Annotated in this window: 23 protein-coding genes and 1 pseudogene; 16 read left to right on the forward strand and 8 right to left on the reverse strand. The window is 57.3% G+C overall.

What is annotated here, in order from left to right:
* Positions 1–56: 56 nt before the first annotated feature.
* Positions 57–1,055 (reverse strand): class 1 fructose-bisphosphatase, encoded by a 999-nt coding sequence (gene fbp / locus AC2FAJ_RS10960; RefSeq protein ID WP_028015293.1) that lies wholly within the window; start codon positions 1,053–1,055, stop codon positions 57–59.
* A gap of 197 nt (positions 1,056–1,252) precedes the next feature.
* Here fbp and mpl point away from each other — a divergent pair, with 197 nt between their 5' ends.
* Positions 1,253–2,626, forward strand: a complete 1,374-nt coding sequence (mpl, locus tag AC2FAJ_RS10965) for a UDP-N-acetylmuramate:L-alanyl-gamma-D-glutamyl-meso-diaminopimelate ligase (RefSeq protein WP_047364063.1) — start codon at positions 1,253–1,255, stop codon at positions 2,624–2,626.
* Positions 2,627–2,700: 74 nt separating this feature from the next.
* Here the strand turns inward: mpl and yjgA are convergent, their stop codons facing one another.
* Complete coding sequence (gene yjgA, locus AC2FAJ_RS10970; protein WP_028015295.1) at positions 2,701–3,252, reverse strand: ribosome biogenesis factor YjgA; 552 nt, start codon at positions 3,250–3,252, stop codon at positions 2,701–2,703.
* A 95-nt stretch (positions 3,253–3,347) separates the two neighbouring features.
* On the opposite strand from yjgA, the gene pmbA reads away from it, so the two are divergent.
* Together pmbA and cybC are read left to right on the forward strand one after the other, a co-directional pair.
* Positions 3,348–4,700 (forward strand): metalloprotease PmbA, encoded by a 1,353-nt coding sequence (gene pmbA / locus AC2FAJ_RS10975; RefSeq protein WP_485454126.1) that lies wholly within the window; start codon positions 3,348–3,350, stop codon positions 4,698–4,700.
* A gap of 40 nt (positions 4,701–4,740) precedes the next feature.
* Positions 4,741–5,127 carry a cytochrome b562 gene (cybC, locus tag AC2FAJ_RS10980; protein WP_028015297.1) on the forward strand — a complete coding sequence of 129 codons (387 nt, stop codon included), beginning with the start codon at positions 4,741–4,743 and terminating at the stop codon, positions 5,125–5,127.
* 70 nt (positions 5,128–5,197) lie between these two features.
* Here cybC and AC2FAJ_RS10985 read toward each other — a convergent pair whose 3' ends face one another.
* A complete protein-coding gene (locus AC2FAJ_RS10985; RefSeq protein ID WP_041911460.1) occupies positions 5,198–5,353 on the reverse strand; it encodes a Hok/Gef family protein in 156 nt (51 codons plus the stop codon).
* 416 nt (positions 5,354–5,769) lie between these two features.
* Here AC2FAJ_RS10985 and AC2FAJ_RS10990 point away from each other — a divergent pair, with 416 nt between their 5' ends.
* The 12 genes and pseudogenes from AC2FAJ_RS10990 to AC2FAJ_RS11045 all read left to right on the forward strand — a co-directional run bounded on the left by AC2FAJ_RS10990 (position 5,770) and on the right by AC2FAJ_RS11045 (position 14,938).
* Complete coding sequence (locus AC2FAJ_RS10990; protein WP_026080657.1) at positions 5,770–6,108, forward strand: PRD domain-containing protein; 339 nt, start codon at positions 5,770–5,772, stop codon at positions 6,106–6,108.
* A 10-nt stretch (positions 6,109–6,118) separates the two neighbouring features.
* A complete protein-coding gene (locus AC2FAJ_RS10995) occupies positions 6,119–6,481 on the forward strand; it encodes an SFCGS family glycine-rich protein (protein ID WP_023293430.1) in 363 nt (120 codons plus the stop codon).
* Positions 6,482–6,483: 2 nt separating this feature from the next.
* Positions 6,484–6,783 carry a DUF4312 family protein gene (locus AC2FAJ_RS11000; protein WP_008501409.1) on the forward strand — a complete coding sequence of 100 codons (300 nt, stop codon included), beginning with the start codon at positions 6,484–6,486 and terminating at the stop codon, positions 6,781–6,783.
* A gap of 22 nt (positions 6,784–6,805) precedes the next feature.
* Complete coding sequence (locus AC2FAJ_RS11005; RefSeq protein WP_023310182.1) at positions 6,806–7,582, forward strand: DUF4311 domain-containing protein; 777 nt, start codon at positions 6,806–6,808, stop codon at positions 7,580–7,582.
* Positions 7,583–7,595: 13 nt separating this feature from the next.
* Complete coding sequence (locus AC2FAJ_RS11010) at positions 7,596–8,237, forward strand: DUF4310 family protein (RefSeq protein ID WP_003856081.1); 642 nt, start codon at positions 7,596–7,598, stop codon at positions 8,235–8,237.
* Positions 8,238–8,279: 42 nt separating this feature from the next.
* Positions 8,280–9,413: an amidohydrolase/deacetylase family metallohydrolase gene (locus tag AC2FAJ_RS11015; RefSeq protein WP_485454127.1), complete on the forward strand. Its 1,134-nt coding sequence runs from the start codon at positions 8,280–8,282 to the stop codon at positions 9,411–9,413.
* A complete protein-coding gene (locus AC2FAJ_RS11020) occupies positions 9,397–10,515 on the forward strand; it encodes a DgaE family pyridoxal phosphate-dependent ammonia lyase (RefSeq protein ID WP_028015299.1) in 1,119 nt (372 codons plus the stop codon). Before AC2FAJ_RS11015 ends, AC2FAJ_RS11020 begins: the two co-directional genes overlap by 17 nt.
* Positions 10,512–11,252: a 2-dehydro-3-deoxy-phosphogluconate aldolase gene (gene dagF, locus AC2FAJ_RS11025; RefSeq protein ID WP_041911457.1), complete on the forward strand. Its 741-nt coding sequence runs from the start codon at positions 10,512–10,514 to the stop codon at positions 11,250–11,252. Before AC2FAJ_RS11020 ends, dagF begins: the two co-directional genes overlap by 4 nt.
* A 25-nt stretch (positions 11,253–11,277) precedes the next feature.
* Entirely contained in the window at positions 11,278–12,414 is a 1,137-nt protein-coding gene (locus AC2FAJ_RS11030) for a lactonase family protein (RefSeq protein WP_485454128.1), read from the forward strand.
* 19 nt (positions 12,415–12,433) lie between these two features.
* Positions 12,434–14,344, forward strand: coding sequence for a BglG family transcription antiterminator (locus AC2FAJ_RS11035; RefSeq protein WP_060573507.1), 1,911 nt, complete (start codon positions 12,434–12,436; stop codon positions 14,342–14,344).
* 77 nt (positions 14,345–14,421) lie between these two features.
* Positions 14,422–14,664: a type II toxin-antitoxin system RelB/DinJ family antitoxin gene (locus AC2FAJ_RS11040; RefSeq protein WP_023331889.1), complete on the forward strand. Its 243-nt coding sequence runs from the start codon at positions 14,422–14,424 to the stop codon at positions 14,662–14,664.
* Positions 14,654–14,938, forward strand: a pseudogene (locus tag AC2FAJ_RS11045) (type II toxin-antitoxin system RelE family toxin). The gene AC2FAJ_RS11040 and the pseudogene AC2FAJ_RS11045 overlap by 11 nt, the downstream one beginning before the upstream one ends.
* A gap of 3 nt (positions 14,939–14,941) precedes the next feature.
* On the opposite strand, the gene nrdG reads toward AC2FAJ_RS11045, so the two are convergent.
* The 5 genes from nrdG to AC2FAJ_RS11070 form a co-directional block, all read right to left on the reverse strand.
* Positions 14,942–15,406 (reverse strand): anaerobic ribonucleoside-triphosphate reductase-activating protein, encoded by a 465-nt coding sequence (gene nrdG, locus AC2FAJ_RS11050; RefSeq protein ID WP_045259613.1) that lies wholly within the window; start codon positions 15,404–15,406, stop codon positions 14,942–14,944.
* A gap of 85 nt (positions 15,407–15,491) precedes the next feature.
* Positions 15,492–17,630 carry an anaerobic ribonucleoside-triphosphate reductase gene (gene nrdD / locus AC2FAJ_RS11055; RefSeq protein WP_060573501.1) on the reverse strand — a complete coding sequence of 713 codons (2,139 nt, stop codon included), beginning with the start codon at positions 17,628–17,630 and terminating at the stop codon, positions 15,492–15,494.
* Positions 17,631–17,999: 369 nt separating this feature from the next.
* On the reverse strand, positions 18,000–18,572 hold the full coding sequence (locus tag AC2FAJ_RS11060; RefSeq protein WP_248113304.1) for a PTS sugar transporter subunit IIA: 573 nt from the start codon (positions 18,570–18,572) through the stop codon (positions 18,000–18,002).
* A 1-nt stretch (position 18,573) separates the two neighbouring features.
* Complete coding sequence (locus tag AC2FAJ_RS11065; protein WP_485454129.1) at positions 18,574–21,171, reverse strand: glycoside hydrolase family 38 N-terminal domain-containing protein; 2,598 nt, start codon at positions 21,169–21,171, stop codon at positions 18,574–18,576.
* 10 nt (positions 21,172–21,181) lie between these two features.
* Complete coding sequence (locus tag AC2FAJ_RS11070; protein WP_072058717.1) at positions 21,182–22,579, reverse strand: PTS fructose transporter subunit IIC; 1,398 nt, start codon at positions 22,577–22,579, stop codon at positions 21,182–21,184.
* Positions 22,580–22,758: 179 nt separating this feature from the next.
* Here AC2FAJ_RS11070 and AC2FAJ_RS11075 point away from each other — a divergent pair, with 179 nt between their 5' ends.
* Complete coding sequence (locus AC2FAJ_RS11075; RefSeq protein WP_041911449.1) at positions 22,759–23,418, forward strand: MurR/RpiR family transcriptional regulator; 660 nt, start codon at positions 22,759–22,761, stop codon at positions 23,416–23,418.
* The last annotated feature ends 1 nt before the right edge of the window (position 23,419 follow it).

Raw genomic sequence — 23,419 nt, forward strand, 5'->3', positions numbered from 1 at the left:
ATACGGTAAAATGTATAAATGTGTTGGGGAGCCAGACTGGCTCCCCGGGAGAGATATTACGCGTCCGGGTACTCACGGATAAAACGTTCAACGTCTTCAACCATATGGTTGTTGCCAACGAAGAACGAACGACGCTGGTGAAGGCTTTCCGGCACGATGTCCAGAATACGCTGTTTACCGTCGCTCGCCTTGCCGCCCGCCTGTTCGGCCAGGAACGCCATCGGGTTGCATTCGTACAGCAGGCGCAGCTTCCCGTCCGGGTGGCTGGCGGTGCTTGGGTAGAGGTAAATACCGCCCTTCAGCAGGTTACGGTGGAAATCCGCGACCAGAGAGCCAATGTAGCGGGACGTGTAAGGGCGCTGGGTCGCTTTATCTTCTTCCTGGCAGAATTTGATGTACTTCTTCACGCCGTTCGGGAACTTGATGTAGTTGCCTTCGTTGATGGAGTAAGTGCTGCCTTTCTCCGGGAAGCGCATACGTTCCTGGCACAGGCAGAAGACGCCCAGCGACGGATCGTAGGTAAAGGCGTGAACCCCGCATCCGGTGGTGTAGACCAGCATGGTGGACGAGCCATAAACGACGTAACCGGCCGCAACCTGGTTACTGCCCGGCTGCAGGAAATCTTCTTCGGTTACCGGCGTACCAACAGGCGTGACGCGGCGGTAGATGGAGAAAATGGTACCGACAGAAACGTTAACGTCGATGTTGGAGGAGCCGTCGAGCGGATCCATCAGTACGACGTATTTCGCGTGTTCACACCCTTCGAATACAACAATTTCATCTTCTTCTTCGGAGGCGATACCCGCAACGATGTCGCGCGCGCGCAGTGCAGCTTTCAGTTTTTCATTTGCGAACAGATCGAGTTTCTGCTGAACCTCGCCCTGAACGTTCTCGGCACCGCTGGCACCCAGGATATCGACCAGACCGGCCTTGTTGATATCACGGTGGATGATCTTAGCGCCCAGCTTTATTGCCGACAGCAAAGCAGTGAGTTCACCCGTAGCATGAGAGAACTCGTGCTGCTTTTCGACAATAAATTCACCTAACGTTTTCATAACACTTTCCCTGCATCTTTGTGAGTAGAGCGATTGTATGTTCACTAAAACGACTAAAGCCCAACAATCTTAACAAATATTCAAATAGTAGCGCAGAGGTGAATCGCGCCAGCAACATACGGATTTACCTGAAATGCGTTTCACAGCCGCTAACATGTGAGTAAAATGTGCGCCACATTAAAGAAGGATAGTGACGTATGCGCATTCATATATTGGGGATTTGTGGCACTTTCATGGGCGGACTGGCAATGCTGGCGCGCTCGCTGGGCCATGAAGTGACAGGTTCGGACGCCAATGTGTATCCGCCGATGAGCACGCTTCTGGAAAAACAGGGCATCTCTTTAATTCAGGGCTACGATGCCAGCCAACTGGATCCCGAGCCGGATCTGGTCATCATTGGCAACGCCATGACCCGCGGTAACCCGTGCGTTGAAGCGGTGCTGGAACGCAATATTCCGTTCATGTCCGGCCCGCAGTGGCTGCATGATTTCGTGCTGCGCGACCGCTGGGTGATTGCCGTAGCCGGTACCCACGGCAAAACCACCACCGCCGGTATGGCGACCTGGATCCTCGAAGCCTGCGGCTACAAGCCGGGCTTCGTGATCGGCGGCGTGCCGGGTAACTTCGACGTCTCTGCGCGTCTCGGCGACAGCCCGTTCTTTGTGATTGAAGCGGATGAATACGACTGCGCATTCTTCGACAAGCGTTCCAAATTCGTGCACTACTGCCCGCGCACGCTGATCCTCAACAACCTTGAGTTTGACCACGCGGATATCTTTGACGACCTGAAAGCCATTCAGAAACAGTTCCACCACCTGGTGCGCATTGTTCCGGGCCAGGGCCGCATTATCCTGCCGGAGAACGACATCAACCTGAAGCAGACCCTGGCGATGGGCTGCTGGAGCGAGCAGGAGCTGGTGGGCGAGCAGGGCCACTGGCAGGCGAAAAAACTCAACGCGGATGCCTCCGAGTGGGAAGTACTGCTCGACGGTGAGAAAGTGGGCGAGGTGAAATGGGGCCTGGTGGGCGAGCACAATATGCACAACGGCCTGATGGCGATCGCCGCGGCGCGCCACGTGGGCGTGCTGCCTGCGGATGCGGCCAATGCGCTGGGGACGTTTATCAACGCCCGCCGCCGCCTGGAGCTGCGCGGCGAAGCGAACGGCGTGACGGTGTATGACGATTTCGCGCACCACCCAACGGCCATTCTGGCGACGCTTGCTGCGTTACGCGGCAAGGTTGGCGGCACCGCGCGCATTCTGGCGGTGCTGGAACCGCGCTCGAACACCATGAAAATGGGCATCTGCAAAGACGACCTCGCGCCGTCCCTGGGACGTGCCGACGAAGTCTTCCTGCTGCAGCCGCAGCATATTCCGTGGCAGGTGGCTGAAGTGGCCGACGCCTGCATTCAGCCTGCGCACTGGAGCGCGGACGTGGATGTCTTAGCGGATATGGTGGTGAAAGCCGCACAGCCTGGCGACCACATTCTGGTGATGAGCAACGGCGGGTTCGGTGGGATCCATCAGAAGCTGCTGGACGGTCTGGCGAAGAAAGCCGCGGCCGCAGAGTAAAAAAAAGCCCGGTGGCGCTAGCGCTTACCGGGCTTACATTATCTCTTCTCCCTCTCCCCTTTGGGGTGAGGGGCTTACTCTGCGTTCTCAGACAGCTCGCGCAGATACTGGAAAATCAGACGCGCGGATTTCGGCGGCTTATTCCCCTCTTTCTCTTTCTTCGCGTTGCGGATCAAAGAACGCAGCTGCTGGCGGTCGGCATCCGGCCACAGGTTCAGCACTTCCGGTACCGCATCATCACCCTGTTCAATCAGACGATCGCGGATCTGCTCCAGCTTATGGAACAGCGCAACCTGCTGGTTGTGGCGGTTCTTCAGCTTGTCCAGCGCCTGACGGATCGGATCCACGTCGCGCTGACGCAGCATTTTACCGATAAGCTGAAGCTGGCGACGACGGCCTTCTTTCTTGATTTTCTGTGCCAGTTCAATGGCATCACGCAGATCCTGGTCGAGCGGGATCTTATCCAGCGCGTTTTTACCCAGTTCTACCATTTCTGCGCCAAGCTGTTTTAACTCTTCGGCGTCACGTTTAATTTCACTTTTACTGACCCAGATGATCTCATCATCTTCGTCTTCGATGTCATCACCGGGAACGTCGTCGAGCCAGTCTTCGGGCTGCTTAGTCATGTCAGGCTCCTTAAAAAAAGAGGCTAATGTTACCAGTTAAGACGCGCACTGAAAAACGGTTCTCTGTTAGACTTCACTTAACTCTCTCTTACAGTATGGCATTTGCGATGAAAGTAACCTCACAAGTTGAAGCGCAGCGTAAGATTCTGGAAGAAGCCGTCTCCACCGCGCTGACGCTCGCTTCAGGTAAATCAGATGGCGCCGAAGTGGCGGTCAGCAAAACCACCGGCATTAGCGTGAGCACCCGCTATGGCGAAGTGGAGAATGTAGAATTTAACAGCGATGGCGCGCTTGGGATCACGGTGTATCACCAGAACCGCAAAGGCAGCGCGTCATCCACCGATCTCAGCCCGGATGCCATCGCCCGCACGGTGCAGGCGGCGCTGGATATCGCCCGTTACACCTCTCCGGATCCTTACGCAGGCGTGGCGGATAAAGATCTGCTGGCGTTTGACGCGCCGGATCTCGATCTGTTCCATCCGGCGGAAGTCACGCCGGATGAAGCGATTGAACTGGCCGCGCGCGCCGAGCAGGCGTCTTTGCAGGCTGACAAGCGCATCACGAATACCGAAGGCGGCAGCTTCAACAGCCACTACGGCATCAAAGTTTTCGGCAACAGCCACGGCATGCTGCAGGGCTACTGCTCCACCCGTCACTCGCTTTCAAGCTGCGTGATTGCCGAAGAGAACGGCGACATGGAGCGTGACTACGCCTACACCATTGGCCGCGCGCTGGGGGATTTGCAGTCTCCTGAGTGGGTGGGCAAAGAGTGTGCCGAACGCACGCTGTCTCGCCTGTCGCCGCGTAAGCTCGCCACCATTAAGGCCCCAGTCATTTTTGCTAATGAAGTGGCGACCGGCCTGTTTGGCCATCTGGTGGGCGCTATCGCGGGCGGCTCGGTGTACCGTAAATCGACCTTCCTGCTCGACTCGCTGGGCAAGCAGATCCTGCCGGAGTGGCTGACTATCGAGGAACATCCGCACCTGCTGAAAGGGCTGGCCTCCACGCCATTCGACAGCGAAGGCGTGCGCACGGAACGCCGCGATATCGTTAAAGACGGCATTCTGACCCAGTGGCTGCTGACCAACTACTCCGCGCGCAAGCTGGGGCTGAAAAGCACCGGGCACGCGGGCGGGATCCACAACTGGCGCATTGCCGGGCAGGGCCTGAACTTCGAGCAGATGCTGAAAGAGATGGGCACCGGTCTGGTGGTCACCGAGCTGATGGGCCAGGGCGTAAGCGGCATCACCGGTGACTATTCTCGCGGTGCGGCAGGCTTCTGGGTCGAAAACGGCGAAATTCAGTATCCGGTGAGCGAAATTACCATCGCCGGTAACCTGAAGGACATGTGGCGCAATATCGTTACGGTCGGTAACGATATTGAAACACGTAGCAATATACAGTGTGGTTCTGTATTACTGCCGGAAATGAAAATCGCCGGCCAGTAATACCCGACAAGCGTTTTAATAATAAAAAAGGAAGTGAGCAATGCGTAAACACCTGTTAGCGATCGTCGCGGCTTCAACGCTGGTTCTTGGCTCTTCTGCGTTTGCTGCCGATCTCGAAGACAACATGGACATCCTCAGTCAAAACCTGAAGGTAGTGCAGAAAACGGACAATGCGGCGGAAATGAAAGGCGCACTGACCAAAATGCGTGAAGCGGCGCTGGACGCGCAAAAAGCGACGCCGCCAAAGCTGGAAAGCAAAGCGGCAGACAGCGCAGAGATGAAAGACTATCGCCACGGCTTTGACGTGCTGGTCGGTCAGATCGACGGCGCGCTGAAGCTGGCTAACGAAGGCAAAGTGAAGGAAGCCCAGGCGGCGGCCGACCAGTTTGTGGCGACGCGCAACACGTATCACAAGAAATACCGTTAATTGGGTGCCTGAGCTGTACGTCCTTCCTCCGTATGCGGAGGCGCACTAAGCGCCCCCGCATCCTTGCTCCCTACTGGCCGGAGCGACAATCCATCCGCGCTGTCACTTCAAGCGAGCCGTTTCGAAAACGGATCTCGCACAGTGTTTTCCTCGTCACCAGCGTTAAGATGATTATTGTCAAAGCAACAATCATCGAAACCCGGATAATTGGGGATTGGCGTTTCATGGATGCCTCCTTGCTTTAAAGCGGGCGAGGTAGCGAACTCCACGGTCCGACGTGTCGTTTCGAGCCCCCGCCCTGATTTTCTATCAGGCGGGGCTTTCCACTTTCCGTCCCATGCCTGAGACGGTCAGTCTCAAGCACCCGCAGCCACTCTAGCGAATCCCCATAAGAAAACCTTATCCACGTCACATTTCTACGAGCCTGCTCGTAAACTTTTCCACTCCGCTTACCTGTTTAGTGCCGCTTAATAGCGTGATATTCATCACGTAAATGCGGCCGTTAATCCAGATTCACCATATTTATGTGGCACAGATCACTGCTGCGGCTCGCCTTTCCACTTCGAAGTGGAAAACAACTCGCTACAAACCCTTCACGCCCAACGTTAGTTTTATTCCAGAGCCATTAACGGGGTAAGACGAGTGATTAACGGAGCGGTAATGAACGACGTTGGGGAACAGGCGGTGCAAACAGAACAGCTCGCGAACACCATGCTGCAGCAGGTTTATGCCCTGCTGGCCCGGCACAACATCATCCCCAATGCGGTACAGGAGCAGATGCTCACCTCCCACGTTCGCGCAATGGCGCACCGGTCCGTGACCGGCGAGCCGCTGCCGGAGGTTGAAGCAGAGCTGTTCGACGAAATTTCACCAGATTCAATGCAGCTTGCCCGTGAAGTGGTGGCGCAGTTTGGCAACCTTCCTGATGAAGAGGCCTGGCTGCTCTCCGTTCACTTTGAAGTCGCGAAAGACAACCTTTAAGGAGCAACACATGGAACAGATTACAGTCGTGATTGGCGATCGCCTGGGTAAAGGTCAGAAAGTGGCTGCGGGTGTGGAAAAAGCAGGTGGACGCGCAGTGGTTGTGCCGGGCATGGCGGCGGACATGAAGCTCGGCGACGTAATGAAAGCGGAAAACGCCACCTTCGGCATCTCCTTCTGCGGCAGCGGCGGCGCGGGGGCCATCACCGCCCAAACCAAATATGGCTACAAGGCCAAATACGGCATGCGTTCCGTGGAAGAGGGCGTGACCGCCATCAACGAAGGCTGCAACGTGCTGGGCTTTGGCTTTATGGATAAAGAAGAGCTGGGCGAGCGTCTGGTGCAGGCGTGGCAGAAGAAATACGGCGCATAAGCATGAAAGAACAGTTCACAACCACGGTGAGAGTGAAGGGGAAGGGCGACGCCAAAGCGCGCGCCTTTGCCGACGCCCTCAACCACGTTCAGGCCGCGGTGATGAAAGCCTCACCGCATATCTTACTGCGTATTGAGCCACAGGATGTGCAGGTTGTTCAGGCGCAAGAAGCGGTGCGTAAAGAAGCGTTTCTGTTCTTCTTTTTGCGCCGGGAAAGACGCACCTACAGCGTGGAGCTGGATGTGACCGTCAACGTGACCGCCATCAATCTTGACCGGGTGGATTTCGTCACGCAACGCTGATTATTCATAAAAGGGCAGACTGATGTTCTTAATTATATTAATAAAATCGCTCATCATTGGCGGCCTGGTTGGCGTCGGTGTCGGAGCCGGGGCTGCACGCATGTTTCATGCGCCTACCACTCAGGGTATGGGCGCGTTTCGTACGTTGGGGGAACTGAACTCCTGTGAAGGGGATCCGGCGTCCCACTTCTCCTTTGGGTTAGGTTTCTTCTTTAACGCCTGGGCCTCTTCCGTGGCTGCGGGTGCCTTCACACAGGACGTTGACCACCGCATCATCCCGAACTGGGGTGCTGCTGCACTGATGATCAAAAACCGTAACGTCGGCGAAACGCTGCACGATCCCCGCAAAATGGCGATTGCCTGCGGCGTGATTGGCATGCTCGTCGTGACCTTCCTGAACCTGACCGCCTCCTCTGTGCCGGCAGCGCTGCAGGTCACCGCCGTGAAGGTGCTGGTGCCTGCCGCGAACCTGCTGGTTAACACCGTGATGCCGGTGATCTTCTGGCTGGCGGCCATCGACGCGGGTAAAAAATCGGGCTTCTGGGCCACCATCTTCGGCGGCGCGGCGCAGCTGATCATGGGGAACGCCGTACCGGGTCTGGTTCTCGGCATCCTGATCGGTAAAGGCGTTGAGGAGAGCGGCTGGAACCACGTCACCAAAGTGATGATGGCGGCGATCGTGCTGCTGTTCGTGTTGAGCGGCTTCTTCCGCGGCTTCGACATGAAGATGATCGAATCCTTCCATCTGACCGTGCCGAACTGGCTCGACATGATCCACAACTCGCTCAGCGGTAAATAACAGGAGCCTCTACATGGAACAGAATAAAGGTTTTTGGTATGCCGACTGGTCGTTCCCGATCTTCGTTGGCCTGCTCTCCTCCGGCGTCTTCGCCGGGACGCACATGTACTACCTCTACGGCATCGGCGCGTTTAACGAAGTGGCCTTCGTGGCGATGCTGAAAGCGGGGATCGATACCGGCGTCTACGGCGCGGTGGCGGCGTTCGGCGCGAGCTTCCTGTTCGCCCGCATTATTGAAGGATCGCTGGTGGGTATTCTCGACATCGGCGGGGCGATCCAGACCGGCGTAGGCCTCGGCGTACCGGCGCTGCTGCTGGGTGCGGGGATCATGTTCCCGGTGACCAACTTCATCGCCTCGCTGATTACCGGCCTGGTGATTGGTCTGGCGATTGGCTACGTCATCATCCTGGCGCGTAAGTTCACCATCAACCAGAGCAACTCCACCTACGGCGCAGACGTGATGATGGGCGCGGGTAACGCCTCCGGCCGCTTCCTCGGGCCGCTGATTATCCTCAGCGCGATGACCGCCTCCATTCCAATCGGCGTCGGTTCGCTGGTAGGCGCGCTGCTGTTCTACATCTGGCAGAAGCCGATTACCGGTGGCGCCATCCTCGGCGCAATGATTTTGGGTTGGCTGTTCCCGGTCGCCCTTTAATACTCGCGGGCGCTCCGGCGCCCGCCATATCAGGAGATCCTCATGTTTGATTTACTCCTGCGCCGTGCGCGCCTCGCCGACGATACTTTGACCGATATCGCCATTCAGGACGGGAAGATCGCCGCGATGGGCGAAATTGACGCTCCCGCCCGTAAAACGGTTGAGCTTAACGGTGACGTGTACGTTAGCGCGGGCTGGATTGACTCCCACGTTCACTGCTACCCGAACTCACCGATTTACCACGACGAGCCGGACAGCGTGGGCATTGCCACCGGCGTCACTACCGTGGTGGACGCGGGCAGTACCGGGGCCGACGACGTGGACGATTTTTACGCGATTACCCGCAAGGCCTCCACCGAGGTCTTTGCCCTGCTGAACATCTCCCGCGTGGGGCTGATCGCCCAGAACGAGCTGGCCAATATGGCCAATATTGATGCGGGCGCGGTGAAGCAGGCGGTAACGCGCCACCCTGATTTCATCGTCGGCCTGAAGGCGCGCATGAGCAGCAGCGTGGTCGGTGAAAACGGCATCACGCCGCTGGAGCGCGCCAAAGCCATCCAGAAAGAGAATGGCGACTTGCCGCTGATGGTGCACATCGGCAATAACCCGCCGAACCTCGATGAAATCGCCGAGCTGTTAAGCTCCGGCGACATCATTACCCACTGCTATAACGGTAAGCCTAACCGCATTCTGACGCCGTCCGGCGAGCTGCGCGCCTCCATCACCTCCGCCCTGAAGCGTGGCGTGCGTCTGGACGTCGGCCACGGCACGGCGAGCTTCAGCTTTGAGGTGGCGAAACGCGCCATCGCGATGGGCATTCTGCCGCACACCATCAGCTCGGATATCTACTGCCGCAACCGCATCAACGGCCCGGTTGGCTCGCTGGCAAGCGTGATGTCGAAGTTTCTCGCCATCGGCATGTCATTGCCGCAGGTGATTGACTGCGTGACCTCGAACGCCGCCGACGGCCTGCGCCTGACGCGTAAGGGTCGCATCCAGCCGGGTCTCGACGCCGACCTGACGCTGTTTACGATTAAACGCCAGCCAACGGTGCTGACGGACGCTGAAAACGACAGCCTGCAGGCTGAACACATTCTGGTGCCGCTTGCCGCGATCCGCGCGGGCAAGGGCTACATGACCGAACAAGGGAGCACGGAACATGCCTTCGATTTATGAGAAGTATAATTTAAAGCAGGTTATCAACACCTCTGGCCGCATGACGGCGCTGGGCGTCTCCACGCCGCGCCCGGAAGTAGTGCAGGCGGCGATGGACGGCATGAATCATTACTTCGAGATGAAGGATCTGGTCAATAAAACCGGGGAATACATCGCGAAGCTGCTGGATGTGGAAGGCGCGACGGTGGTCTCCTGCGCGTCGGCGGGCATCGCCCAGTCCGTGGCGGCGGTGCTGGTAAAAGACAGCGACTGGCTGCTGGAAAACCTACACGTCACGCCAATCGAGAACAATGAAATCGTCCTGCCGAAAGGCCACAACGTTAACTTTGGCGCGCCGGTCGGCACCATGGTAGCGCTGGGCGGCGGCAAGCTGGTGGAAGCGGGCTACGCCAACGAATGTTCCGCCGATCAGCTGGCGGCGGCCATCACCCCGCGCACGGCGGCGATCCTCTACATCAAATCGCACCACTGCGTTCAGAAAAGCATGCTCAGCGTCGAGCAGGCGGCAGTCGTCGCACGTAAACACTCCCTGCCGCTGATCGTCGATGCCGCGGCGGAAGAAGATCTGCACGTGTACTACCGCTCCGGCGCGGATCTGGTGATTTACAGCGGCGCGAAGGCGATCGAGGGGCCAACCAGCGGCCTGGTGATCGGCAAAACCCAGTACGTCGAGTGGGTGAAACGCCAGACGGCGGGTATTGGCCGCGCCATGAAGGTGGGTAAAGAGGGGATCCTCGGCCTGACCTGCGCCATCGAACACTACCTGACGGCCACCAAGGAAAGCGGCGCCGAGATGGTGGCGAAAATGACGCCGTTTATCGACGCGCTCAACACCCTGAACGGCGTCACCGCCCGCGTGGTCTGGGACAGCGCGGGTCGCGATATCGCCCGCACCGAAATTAAGTTCGACGAAGCCACCACAGGCGTCGGCACGGGTGACCTGGTGAATGCGCTCAAGCAGGGCGAATACGCCATCTATTTCCGTGGCTACAAGGCCAACGAAGGGATTATCGAAGCGGACGTGCGCAGCGTAAGTGCTGACCAGCTGAACATCGTCTACCGCCGCATTAGTGAAGTATTAGGACAGGAGAAAAACGCATGAAACTGACCCCCAATTTTTACCGTGACCGCGTCTGCCTGAACGTGCTGGCTGGCTCGAAAGCCAACGCCAGCGCCATTTACGAGGCGGCGGAAGGTCACGTGCTGGTGGGCGTGCTCTCCAAAAATTACCCGGACGTGGCGAGCGCGGTCGCGGATATGCGTGAATACGCGGCGCTGATTGATAACGCGCTCTCCGTAGGGCTGGGCGCGGGCGATCCGAACCAGTCGGCAATGGTGAGCGAGATCTCCCGCCAGGTGCAGCCGCAGCACGTTAATCAGGTCTTCACCGGCGTGGCCGCGAGCCGCGCGCTGCTGGGGCAGAATGAATCGGTGGTCAATGGCCTGGTCTCTCCGACCGGTACCGTCGGCATGGTGAAAATCTCCACCGGCCCGCTGAGCAGCAAAGCGCCGGACGGTATCGTGCCGGTTGAAACGGCGATTGCCCTGCTGAAAGACTTCGGCGGCAGTTCGATTAAGTACTTCCCGATGGGCGGCCTCAAGTGCCGTGACGAATACCAGGCGGTGGCGGAAGCCTGCGCCCGTCACGACTTCTGGCTGGAGCCGACGGGGGGTATCGATCTGGAAAACTATGAGGCGATCCTGCAGATCGCCCTCGACGCGGGCGTGAGCAAAATCATCCCGCATATCTACAGCTCGATTATCGACAAAGCCAGCGGCGATACGCGTCCCGAAGATGTGCGTACGCTGCTGGCGATGACGAAGAAGCTGGTGAAGTAGAACTCACACATATAAAGGAGCCACCATGCACACCCGTAACCTGCTTGTCGCTTCACTCTCAATGCTCGCCACCGCCGCCATCGCCCAGACGCAATACGCCTGGGTGGGCACCTATAATCCGAATGGTGAAGGGCTGTACCGTTTTACCGTTGACCCGCAAACCGGCGCGCTCGATAACAAAACGCTGGTGAGCAAACTGCCGAATGCGGCGCAGTTGACCCTTTCGCAAGACGGTAAAACGCTGTATCTGGCAAGCGAAGTGGAGCAGGGCGTGGTGCAGGCGCTGCGCGTCGGCGATAACGGTGAGCTGAGCGAGCTGAATCAGGTGGCCTCCGGCGGCGCCGGGCCGGTGTATCTTTCGCTAACGCCAAACGGCAAGCATCTGCTGGTGGCGAACTACGTCAGCGGATCGATTGCCGTTTTGCCCGTCAACGCGGACGGCAGCCTGGGTGACGCGACGGACAGACATCAGGACCAGGGCGAACCGGGCGCGGCGAAGCCGGAAGCGGCTGTCGAAGGTAGCTTTGCCATCAGCGATCACAACGGCCCGCATGCGCACATGATCGCCGCCGATCCGAGTGGGAAGTACGTTTTTTCCACCGATCTTGGGCTGGATCGTATCTATCAGTACCGCTTTGACGATCGAACCGGAAAGCTAACGCCGAACGATCCGCCGTTTATCAGCGCCTCCTCAAAAGGCGCCGGCCCGCGTCATTTTGTTTTTACGCCGAAAGGCGATGCCCTGTGGCTGATTAACGAAGAGGCGTCGACGCTCACCCATTATGCGCTGGACAGCAGCGGCAGACTGAAAGAGGGTAAAACGGTCTCTGCCCTGCCGGACGGCTATAAAGGCACCAGTTTTGCTGCCGGGCTGGCGCTAAGCGCCGATGGTAAACAGCTGTATGTGGCGAACCGTTTGCATAACAGCATCGGGCACTTTACCGTAACAGCGGAGGGCACGCTGACGCATCAGGAGGATGTCTGGACGCGCGGCGACTACCCGCGCACCCTGACGCTCGATAAGCAGGGCCGCTGGCTGTACGTCATGAACCAGCGCAGCGACAACATTACCCGTTTCCGCGTGGCGCAGGACGGCAAGCTGATCTTCGAGCCAGACTATATCCCGGTCGGCAGCCCATCCCAGATGGTTATTTCACCCTGAGCAGTAAGAGGACAACGACGTGCGATTTCCGAACCAACGTTTAGCGCAACTTTTCGATCTGTTGCAAAACGAGACGCTGCCGCAGGACGAGCTGGCGCAGCGGCTGTCGGTCTCCACGCGAACCGTCCGCGCAGATATCACCGCCCTGAACGCGCTGCTGGCGAGCCACGGCGCGCAGTTTATTTTGAGCCGGGGTAACGGCTACCAGCTTAAAATTGACGATGCCGAGCGCTATCAGCAGCTGCAGGCATCGCACCCGCGCGCGCTGCGTATTCCCCGAACGGGACCGGAGCGCGTGCATTATCTGGTGGTGCGTTTCCTGACGTCGGCGTTTTCACTTAAGCTTGAAGATCTGGCCGACGAGTGGTTTGTCAGCCGCGCCACCTTGCAGAGCGACATGGTGGAAGTGCGCGAGTGGTTCCAGCGCTATAACCTGACGCTGGAAACCCGCCCGCGCCACGGCATGAAGCTGTTTGGCAGCGAGATGTCGGTCCGCGCCTGCCTGACCGATCTTCTGTGGGAGCTGGCGCAGCAGGACAGCCTTAACCCGCTGGTGACGGAGGTCGCGCTCAACGCCGGGGTACCGGAGCAGATGGTGGTCGTGCTTCACGACGCGCTCACCCGCCATCACATTCGTCTGACCGACGAAGGCGAACTGTTCCTGCGCCTGTACTGCGCGGTGTCGGTGCGGCGCATCAGCGAGGGGTATCCGCTGCCGGAATTCCACGCGGAAGACGTGGAAGAGAACGTGCGCGAGGCGGCGAAGGATATCGCGGTGGCCATTCAGGAGCTGGCGGGCAAGGCGCTTGCGCCATCGGAAGAGAGCTGGCTGTGCGTCCACATCGCGGCGCGGCAGATTCAGGAGATTGCCCCCAGCGCGATTAACGCCGACGACGACGAAGCGCTGGTCAACTATATCCTGCGCTACATCAACACCCACTATAACTACAACCTGCTCAGCGACGCGCAGCTGCACGCCGATCTGCTCACGCACATCAAAACCATGATCACCCGCGTGCGCTATCAAATCATGATCCCCAATCCGCTGCTGGACAACATCAAGCAGCACTATCCGATGGCGTGGGATATGACTCTCGCGGCGGTGTCGAGCTGGGGGAAATATACGCCGTATGCGATCAGCGAGAACGAGATTGGTTTTCTGGTGCTGCACATCGGCGTGGGGCTGGAGCGCCACTACAACATCGGCTACCAGCGCCAGCCGCGCGTGCTGCTGGTGTGCGACGCCGGTAATGCGATGGTGCGCATGATCGAGGCGGTGCTCCAGCGCAAATACCCGCAGATCGAGGTGACGCGCACGCTCACTCTGCGCGAGTACGAGCTTGCGGATGCCATCGGCGAAGACTTTGTCATCTCCACCGCCCGCGTGAGTGAAAAATCTAAACCGGTGGTGACGATCGCCCCGTTCCCGACCGATTATCAGTTAGAGCAGATCGGCAAGCTGGTGCTGGTGGACCGCACCCGCCCGTGGATGCTGGAGAAATACTTCGACGCGGCCCATTTCCGCATTCTCAACAAACCTGTTGACCAGCAAACGCTGTTCCGCGAGCTGTGTGACCAGCTTGAACGCGAAGGCTTTGTTGGCGCGGAGTTTCTGGATTCGGTCGTTGAGCGTGAAGCTATCGTCAGCACCATGCTCGGCGACGGCATCGCGCTGCCGCACTCCCTCGGCCTGCTGGCACAGAAAACGGTGGTCTATACGGTGCTGGCTCCGCAGGGTATTCAGTGGGGGGATGAAACGGCGCACGTCATCTTCCTGCTCGCCATCAGCAAAAGCGAGTACGAAGAGGCGATGGCGATTTACGACATCTTCGTCACTTTCCTGCGAGAACGCGCAATGACGCGCCTGTGCCAGTGCGAGGATTTTGCGGCGTTTAAGGCTGAGGCGATGGAGAGTTTGAGCCGGTTTTGAGAGGCGTTATCCAGAATTCGATGTAATGCGAATGTAATGCTAAACTGCATTACACATTCGATTTTACTGGAGGCATAATGGCCACGCTTAACGTCCGTCTGGATGACAAACTCAAAAATGAGGCGTATGCCGTGCTGGAAAAACTCAATATTACCCCAACGGAAGCCGTGCGGTTACTGTTTCAGTACGTTGCGGAAACAGGGCGTATGCCGGTGAAAACTGTCACCATCAGTGACAGTGAAGATGAACTGATACAGACAGTCCGGGAGCGACTGGCGAATCCACAAAAGGGAATTAAGGTTAGTCTGGATGATTTATGAACTGGAGTTCGACCCTAGGGCTTTAAAGGAGTGGCATAAGCTGGGCGATACGGTGAAATGCCAGTTTAAAAAGAAACTTGCTGACGTCTTAGTGAACCCCAGAATTGAATAGGCCCGCCTGCACGGCCTGCCGGAATGCTACAAAATAAAACTCAGATCTCTGGGTTATCGTTTGGTTTATCAGGTTCAGGATAACGTAGTTACGGTATTTGTTATCGCTATCGGAAAGAGAGAGAAATCAGCCGTTTATCATGAAGCAAATAAACGGCTTTAGCATTTAACGCAGATGATGCACAACCTGGTTGCTGCTGCCGCGCCAGATCAGGGCCGGATCTTTTAAATCCTGCACGAACTTGCCGTCCACCAGCACGTTAATCAAATCCACGACTTCCCTCTGAGCAGCATTCAGCTCTTCCAGCTTATATCCCGTCCAGACCCAGATATCTTTTCCCGCACACTCGCGGCGGATGCGCTTCACCAGCTTCAGGATCTCCGGCACGTTTTGCGGATGGAGCGGATCGCCGCCGGAGAGCGAAATCCCCTGGCGTTTGATGCGCGTGTCGTTCAGGTCGTCGATGATGCGGTCTTCCATTTCAGCGGTAAACGGCATGCCGGAATTTACGCGCCAGGTGCTTTTGTTGTAGCAGCCGGGGCACTCGTGAACGCAGCCTGAAACGAACAGGGTGCAGCGGGTGCCGGGGCCGTTGACGATATCGACGGGGTAGTACTGATGGTAGTTCATAGCGGTTAACCAAGCCGGGTACAGTGTGAGTGCGGATTGTAGGCCCGGTAAGCGTAGCGCCACCGGGCATAAATGTGGCAGTGGCTCAACCGATCTGCCCATTCCCCAGATGTTTCACCCGGCGCTTCACCTCTTCCTGCTTGCCGGCGTTAAACGGACGGGCATCCGGGCTGCCGAGATAGCCGCACACGCGACGGGTCACGGAGACACGGGCTGCATCGTGGTTGCCGCATTTCGGGCAGGTAAAGCCTTTACTGGTGCACTCGAACTCACCGGTAAAGCCACACTCGTAGCATTCGTCGATTGGCGTATTGGTCCCGTAATACGGCACGTGCTGATAGCTATAATCCCACACGTCTTCCAGCGCCTTCAGGTTGTGCTGGATGTTCGGGTACTCGCCGTAGCAGATGAAGCCGCCGCTGGCGATGGGCGGATAGGCCGCTTCGAAGTCGATCTTGTCGTACGGGTTTACCTTTTTCTCCACGTCGAGGTGGAAGCTATTGGTGTAGTACCCTTTGTCGGTCACGCCTTCCACAATCCCGAACTCGGCGGTGTCCAGACGGCAGAAGCGGTCGCACAGGTTCTCGCTCGGCGTACTGTAGAGGCTAAACCCGTAGCCAGTTTCCTCTTTCCACTGGTCAACCGCGTCGCGCAGGCGCTGGACAATCGCAATGCCTTTTTCGCGCAGGGCCGCGCTGTCGTACATATGCGCGTCGCCAGACAGGGCGTTGATGGTTTCGTGGATGCCGATATAGCCCAGCGAAATCGACGCGCGGCCGTTTTTGAAGATCTCGGACACGTCATCGTCCGCCTTCAGGCGCACGCCGCAGGCCCCTTCCATATAGAGGATGGGCGCCACGCGGGCTTTCACCCCTTCAAGGCGTGCGATACGGGTCATCAGCGCCTTACGCGCCAGCTGCAGGCGTTCATCCAGCAGTTTCCAGAATTCAGCTTCATTGCCTTTGGCCTCCAGCGCGATGCGCGGCAGGTTCAGGCTGATGACGCCCAGGTTGTTACGCCCGTCGTGGATCTGCTCGCCGTTTTCATCCTCGTACACCCCGAGGAAACTGCGGCAGCCCATAGGCGTTTTAAACGAGCCGGTGACTTTTACCACCTGGTCGTAGTTCAGAATGTCCGGGTACATGCGCTTGCTCGCGCACTCCAGCGCCAGCTGTTTGATGTCGTAGTTCGGATCGCCCAACTTGTGGTTCAGGCCGTCGCGGATGGCAAACACCAGTTTCGGGAACACCGCGGTTTTGCGGTTCTTGCCGAGGCCGGAAATACGGTTGCGCAGAATGGACTGCTGGATCAGGCGTGATTCCCAGCTGGTGCCCAGGCCAAAACCGAAGGTTACAAACGGCGTCTGCCCGTTGGCGGTGTGCAGCGTGTTCACTTCATATTCCAGCGACTGGAACGCGTCGTAGCACTCTTTTTCGGTACGGGAGTGCGCATAGCCGTCCGCGTCCGGGATCTGCCACTCTTCGGCAGTTTTCCGATGCTTGTTGAAGCTCGCCGTCACGAACGGGGCCAGCACTTCGTCAATGCGGTTTATGGTGGTCCCGCCATAAATGTGGCTCGCCACCTGAGCGATGATCTGTGCCGTTACCGCTGTCGCCGTGGAGATCGACTTAGGCGGTTCAATCTCGGCGTTACCCATTTTAAAGCCCTGGGTCAGCATGCCTTTCAGGTCGATCAGCATGCAGTTGAACATCGGGAAGAACGGCGAGTAATCGAGGTCGTGATAGTGGATCTCGCCGCGCTCGTGTGCCGAGACCACGTCGCGCGGCAGCAGATGCTGGCGGGCATAGTGTTTGGCGACGATACCGGCCAGCAGATCGCGCTGGGTCGGGATCACTTTGCTGTCTTTGTTGGCGTTTTCATTGAGCAGGGCAGAGTTGGTCTGCTCCACCAGGCCACGGATCTCCTGATTGAGGCGACCGCGCTTCTCACGCTGCACGTCGCGATCGTGGCGATACTCAATGTAGGCGCGGGCTAACTGTTTGTAGGGGCCAGCCATCAGCTGGTTTTCAACCGCGGTCTGGATCTCGTTGATATCGACCTGGCTGCGTTCAGTCATCTGGCTGCTAACGACTTCTGCGACGGTGGCGCAGTAATCTGCGTCATCGACTCCCGCTGCTTTAGCTGCACGCAGAATGGCTTCCTGGATGCGCTCTGATTTAAACGGCACTTTACAGCCATCACGTTTCATCACATGCGGTGTCATGATCACTCCATTTTTAAAAACAGGTTATCCACAGAGGTGGAGAAGTATTCACCGGACGTATTCCCCGCCAGGCCAAAGACTTCCCCCGTTCCCAGCTCATGTTATCCACAATTCCGGCCAGCGTAAGCGCCGTCTTGTTGTTGGAATAGTAGACGATTAATACAATATGTTGGGTCGGCGTGCATTTTAAGTTCTACATATAGTGATTTGCATCAAACAAGTTTGCGATTTATTTGACGCAGAACAAAGTAAAAAGACGAGAGTACAAACGGCGGGCGCTTCAGCCTTTGTAAAGACGCGAAGGAAAAATCTGATTAATTATTCAACAAAAACAAGCGCTCAACGTGGTACATGCTGAGCGCCGTTCGGTTAACTCACCGCGCAGGCCCAGCTCAATCCTGCCTGTAAAAAGGCTGCGGTAGCGATACTGCCCAGTATCACCGGAATGAGAAAGGAGCGGTCAGGAGCCGCATCCTGTTTTTGAGGTTCTTCAGCACTCAGGGCGGACATCGCCTCTTCCCGGGTGCGCGCCGCCAGAAGCTGCGCGCGCACTCGATCTTCTGTCAATAAACTGGTCAGCGTCGTCAGCAGCTGCATGTGGGTACTGCCTGCTTCCGCGGGCGGAATGGCGAGCAGGAAAACCATTCTGACCTCTTCATCACCGTCCAGCCCCGGCCAGCGTATCGGGTCGTCAAAGAGTGCCAGACAAAACGCCGCCTGCTGCACCGCCTCGGTTTTACCGTGCGGAACGGCGAGCGCTTCACCCAGCGCGGTAGGGCCTTCGCTTTCGCGCTGTAATACGCTCTGGATGAATGTTTCTTCATCGCAGATGATTTTTCGCCTGGCGAGCGGTTCGGCGAGCCAGCGGATCAGCGCTTCAGGCGTACGGTGCGGCGGGTTGATAAAAACCAGATCGGGGTGCGTCAATGCAAGCAAGTTCATATTAAGCCTCCATCAAAAAATCGCAGGTTGCGAAAGGGGGGATTGCCGTTACCGGCGGCACAGGCTCTTCCAGATAGTTGATCTGACGTAGCCCCACCAGACTTTCCGGGACGGGAACCGGCTGCGTCCCGGCGTTAAACACCCGGACGACGGTGCCATTCGACCGTTGCGCATGGGGCAGGGCAGAAAGGACTAGCGGCTCCGGCAGGGTCAATAATGAGAATTGTGCCGGAAGCTGATGCTCGGGCAGACGCAACGCAAAGCGCTCAAGGCGGTGATCGAGCGTGTGTAACGATTGCCGTTGGTAGGTGAAGGGCTGTCCGGCCGCCTGATTTTCCAGTTGGCGAAGCGTGAGATGATCGGCGCTGTCGGCCAGCGCGACGGTAAATGAAAAGTGCAGCGGTTTCAGCAACTGCGCATCGGGGGTCTCAACCACCGTATTATTAATGCCGGACGCACGGCCCGGTCGCCAGTCGAGATCGTTGCGCCCGAGCACGCCCGTCGCTTTAAACAACGTCAGAGCAATCGCCGCGGGTTCACTGCCGATAATCTGAAATTCCTTCATACCGCGACTATTCACCACCAGCGCTTTGCCCGCTTCCGCGACAGCAATAATGCCTTCGGTGGTTTCGATATCCACGGGCATCTCGCGATAGCGCTCCTGCCAGTTTCCACTCTCACACCCCGTATCGCGCTGGATTATCGCGAAGGGCTGGGAGGCGATAGCGTGACGGGTGCGAATATCGCTGCCGATCAGTAAACGTAGCCGGTGATCGCAGTGGCTGTTTTCCAGCGAAGCCTCGACGTACAGGTTCGGATCGTCTTCGCGTAATGTGCACTCCAGACGAAGGGATAACGGCGTTCGGGCAGTATCCTGGCGTCCGGCGAGATCTGGCGGAAGAAACAGGGTGGCTTCAACGATCAGCTTTTCGACAAGCGGCGTTTTCAGGCAGTCGACGAGCGTGAAATGGTCGCATCGCGTCGGCGTATCGCCCGCAAGCGGTGAGAAATCGTAGCTGTCGCCCGCATCCGCACAGTCTTCAAGGGTAAAGAACGAGGGGATGCATCTGCCGCTGCGTTTGTCGTGCAGAGTTAGCGTTCCGTCGTCCAGCGTTAATCGATAATGCGCATTCTCTATCTCGCTGCCCGTTGTCTGTTCAGGCTGCCGGAAAGGCGCCGGGTCATCTTCAACGTTAACGCTGAGATAGCCGACTGGCGGCAGAACCGGTGTTTTCACAGCAACGTGCCAGCGGTAATAAGGGGGAAGGGGCGTTTCACATTCGCCTTCGGCGTTAAGGGAGATCGCCGTTCCGCCGGGCAACACGTCTCTTTTCAGGACGTCGAAGGGGATGGCCTGCCCCTGATACATCAGGGCGATATTTTCAGCGCGGCTATAGAGAGTGGTTTTCACCACGCGCTGCGTTTGCGTGGCCAGCGGATTAAAAATCAGCAGATCGCCTTCCCGGGCGCAGGCGGCGGCCAGGGTTTTCACCACCAGATTCCACAGGCTGTGGCACAGCTGTTCGGTTTGCTCCAGTCGATGCAAAATATCGCGGTTGGTGGCATCGCTATTACAGCCGCCGATGGAGTCATGGGCATGGCTTCGCAACAGCTTCTTCCAGAGCGTATCGACCACCGAGAGGTTGACCGGGAGCCCCTGATGACGCGCCATGGCGATTGTCGGCTCCAGCTGCCGCAGGATGAACTGCTCAACTGCATCATTTTTCTTTTTAATGTCGTAGCGCACGGAGCCGATCGTTTTATGGATGCGGGTGTAGCGCGGCGATTTCAGCTCTCCTTCCCAGAATTCAAACTGCTCACGCTGCGCGCGCAGAATGTCGACGTAGCGCTCCAGCGAACTGATGACGTAATGGTCCTCATCCGGGGAGCGTGCGCTGGCGACCTGCAGGATTTTCGGCAGCGCCGGGTCGATGCTGACCTGATCGCCGCCGCAGGGCAGCAGCAGGTCATTTATTCCGGCCCGCGAGCGCAGGAGATTGACCATCGGGAAGATTTTTCCCTGCAAATGGCTCGCGTCTGAAGAGATGTTTTTAGCCGCGCCATAACCGAGCGCCATCGCGCAGGCGATAACGGTCGCCCCTGACGGCGCGCGCCAGAGGAACTGGCTGCTTTTCGCCTGTCTGTCGTGATCGATGCCGCGCCAGAAGACGATGTTGTCGATATTGCAGCCCTGCAAAATCGTGGGCATCTGCGCATTGTGGCCGAAGGTATCCGGAAGATACCCAACCTGCATGGCGTGCCCCAGCTTACGGGCAGAGAAGATGCCGTATTTGAGGTTGCGGATAATGGATTCGCCATGCACGTTGTAGGTGTCCGTCTGGGTATACCACGGCCCCACAAAAATCCTTTTCGCTCTGACCAGCGTCTCCAGCCTGGTGCGATAATCGGGATTGATAGCGAGAAAGTCTTCTACCACCGCCATCTGTCCGTCAAGGTGATAGCAGCTGTAAGCCGGGTCCTGCTCCAGCGTGTCGATGACGTCCGCAAAGTTATATGACGCCAGCACCATGCTGTCCTGACGGGTGAAATACCACTCCTGATCCCAGTGCGTATGGGCAATGACGTGGATCTGATTCATGACCTTCCCCTTAGCTGGCGTTCTTTGGGCTGACGTAAAGCACGCCCAGGGCGCAAATCAGTGCGCCAATAAAGACGCTCGCCAGGTAGCCCGCCACGTTGGTTGCCAGCGGCCAGCCCCAGATGGCCGGCAGCGGCAGCGTCTGCTTCACGCCGAGTGCAATGGCGACCAGCGCGCCGGCGACGGCACCGGTCATGAACACCGGGATCAGACGTGGGTTTTTCAGGATGAACGGGATCGCGCCTTCGGAGATCCCAATCACGCCCAGCAGCAACGAGGTGCTGCCAACGGTTTTCTCTTCCCGGCTAAAAACATCCGGTAGTCCAAAGCGGCCGTTGAGGAACGCGGCAAAGCCGACGCCAATAGAGGGGATCACGATGGAGAGTTCGCGGGCGGTGAGATCAAACGTTTCGCTCATGCCATTCAGGCCGAGCGCGACTGAGCCTGCCGCCTTGTTGACCGGGCCGCCCAGGTCAAACGCGGTGCCTGCGGCGATCATCGCGGAATAGAATCCGCGCCCGGTGTCACCTGCCGAGGTAAAAAAGACCACCATCAGCTGGTTAAGCGAGCCGAAAATCGGGTTAATCAAATATTCCATGACCATCACCAGCGTAATGCCGGTGATCAGTGGGACGACCAGCATGGTCTTGATGGTGGTGAGCTGCTGGCGGACGTGAATGGAATCATTCAGCCAGCGCACCAGATAGCCCACAAAAAAGCCAATGCCGATCGCGCCGAAAAAGCCGGACGGCATAAAGCCTTCGATATCAAAGAAGCGCTTGTAGACCTCGTCTGACATGATGCCGCCGATAAGTCCGGGGATCAGCGCCGGTTTGCCGGCAATGGAAAACGCCAGATACATGGCGAAAACCGGATACATGAACTTAATGGTCATAAAGCCCACTTTATCCAGCACGCTGAACGGCGAATGGTCGATGTTAATAAACTGGCCGGTAATTTTGGCCGTTGCCATCATCAGCCCGCCCATGACCACCACCGGCAGCATATAGCTGATGGCCGCCATGATATGGCCAATAAAAATCTGGTAAGCCGAAGGCTGGAGTTCGTCTTCATGTACGACAGTCGTGACGTTTTTTTCCATGGCAAGCGCCTGACGCAGATAGCGATCGGTATGCTTGATCAGCTCTTGCGTGCGGGTCTGAAGGTGGGGAATGTTTTCAAAGCGCTCGGCATCCTGAATGGGGACGTCGGTTGCCAGAATAATGGCCGTGGCGGAGGCGATATCCTGCTTCGTTAAGCGATTTTTAACGCCGTCGCTGCCCTGCGTTTCGACCTTAACCTCAATATTATGCTCTTTAGCCCATGCAATAATTTTATTCGCCGCCATAAAGGTATGTGCAATGCCCGTCGGGCAGGCCGTTACCGCGACAACTTTCTGTTTCGTCATTGTCATAATTCCCTGGATGTGAAAACAGGGAAAGTATAAAGAGAACCTAAAACAGTTTTTAACGTTTGCTAATACTAATTACGTATCGTGATACGCGTAAATGCAATGTGTGAAGCGCCTTCCAGAGACTATTTTTCTGTTGTGTTAATATCATGCCGGGATTAAACAGGGTGTAATATATGAATTCATTCCAGGGAAGTGAACGCTTGATATTTGAATACATTCAGCATCACGCGTGTAATATTTCTAATATTTCGGCAAAAGAGATTGCCCGTGATACCTTTACAACGACAACATCCGTTAATCGTGTGTGTAAAAAAATGGGGTATAAAAGCTATACCGAGCTTCGGTATCGTTTTTTACGCGATCATTTTACCCCTGCGCCTGCAGTGCCCGACGCGGGTCCGCAGGCGGACGACATTGTGGCGGAGGTGTCCAGGCTGCTCATCCATTCCAGCCATATCTATCTGTACGCACGCGGCGCCTCGCTTACCAGCCTCAACTACCTGTCGCGCTTTTTATCGCTGGCGAGCCTGCCGCATCTTATTTTGAATGACATGCACCAGCTGACACGGGTATCGAAGGGGACGCTGGTGCTGATCAGCAAATCCGGGGAGACACAGTCGCTGATAGAAATGGCGCGAAACGCGCTGCGCAAGGGCTTAAAGATTATTGCAATTACCCGTCAGGGGGCGACGCTGGCGTCAATCTCAACGCTATGTTGGCCGTTATCGATCGACATTAACGCGGTATCGCTGTATCAGCGGGAGGGCCAGCTTGAACTGTTAAGCGCCGTGGACCGTATCGGCTGCAGGCTGCTGCAGCACGATACGGTGTAGT

Source organism: Enterobacter cloacae complex sp. 385G4, assembly GCF_057320665.1.